The organism is Vibrio sp. Vb0667, assembly GCF_033391095.1.
Map to the genome: position 1 here is coordinate 1 of NZ_JAWPOL010000253.1, position 1,224 is coordinate 1,224.

2 protein-coding genes are annotated in these 1,224 nt (G+C 41.3%); one reads left to right on the forward strand and one right to left on the reverse strand.

Going from position 1 to position 1,224, the window contains the following annotated elements; translation table 11 throughout:
* Positions 1-133: 133 nt before the first annotated feature.
* Positions 134-715, forward strand: a complete 582-nt coding sequence (locus R8269_RS25040) for a Maf family protein (RefSeq protein WP_025526301.1) — start codon at positions 134-136, stop codon at positions 713-715.
* A 94-nt stretch (positions 716-809) separates the two neighbouring features.
* On the opposite strand, the gene R8269_RS25045 is transcribed toward R8269_RS25040, so the two are convergent.
* A partial coding sequence (locus R8269_RS25045) for a pseudouridine synthase (RefSeq protein ID WP_318222885.1) occupies positions 810-1,224 on the reverse strand: 415 nt, incomplete at its 5' end.

Consider the following 1,224-nt stretch of genomic DNA (forward strand, 5'->3'; position numbering starts at 1 on the left):
CTTCCAAATCAAAATTAGTCAAAGAAAAAGGCAAAAAAGTTGTACTTTTTTACGCTTAACATACAGAGCATTAGCCATAATCAATTTTGATCGATTATCCTATTGGAAATGCTTGCGTGAATTGTAATTCAAAATGAAAAATTACCAACTGGTTTTAGCCTCAACCTCCCCTTTTCGTCAACAACTGCTTGAAAAGCTTTCAGTCCCGTTCATTTGTTTATCTCCTGACTGCGATGAAACGCCGTATGAGAGTGAAACGCCTCTGGATCTAGTGCAGCGCTTAGCCGTAAACAAAGCAACCTCTTGCTCTATTAATGAACCAAGTTTGGTCATCGGCAGCGATCAAGTTTGCGTAATTGATGGAAAAATCGTTGGCAAACCTCTAAATCGTGAAAATGCTATCAATCAATTACTTGCTCAAAGTGGTAAAGCCATCACTTTCTATACCGGACTGGCGGTTTATAACTCGGTGACGAATCTGACTGAAGTTGGCTACGACACTTTTGAAGTGCATTTTAGAAACTTAAACCGTGAACAAATTGAACGTTACGTCGACAGAGAAGAACCGTTTTACTGTGCTGGCAGCTTCAAAAGCGAAGGGATGGGAATTTGTTTGTTCGAAAAGTTAGTCGGCAAAGATCCAAACACTCTCGTTGGCCTGCCTCTGATTGATTTGATTGATATGCTGCAAAAGCAAGGTTTCGAGATCTTGTAAGTTTAATCAACGCCTCTACTCATCATTTGAAGCCTAATATATAAGTGAAATGCAAAAAGGGAGCTAGAGCTCCCTTTGTTTATAGTAAATGCGTTCAGTTTGCCTTTCTTAATCCAACAAGCACTTTCTCTAGTTTGGATTCCATCGGAGCATTAATTTCCATCCATTCATCATTAGACGGATGTTGAAACTTAATGTTCGCGGCATGCAAAAACAAACGGTCCAATCCAAGTTGACCAGTGTAGGCATCAAAACGTCTATCTCCGTAACGATCATCCCATGCGATAGGATGTCCGGTGTACTGAGTATGCACACGAATTTGGTGAGTACGCCCCGTAATTGGGCTGGCTTGAATCAACGTCGCTTGCTCAAATTTCTCAAGAATTTTGAAACGCGTTTCCGATGGCTTACCGTTTGGGTTCACTCGTACAATACTGTTCACTTCATTTTTAAGCAGGGGGGCGTTCACAACTTTACAGCTGCTTTTCCATTGCCCCATCACTAAGGCG

Coding starts and splice junctions, on each gene's coding strand:
- R8269_RS25040 (WP_025526301.1), top strand. CDS start 134: ATGAAAAATTACCAACTGGTTTTAGCCTCAACCTCCCCTTTTCGTCAA.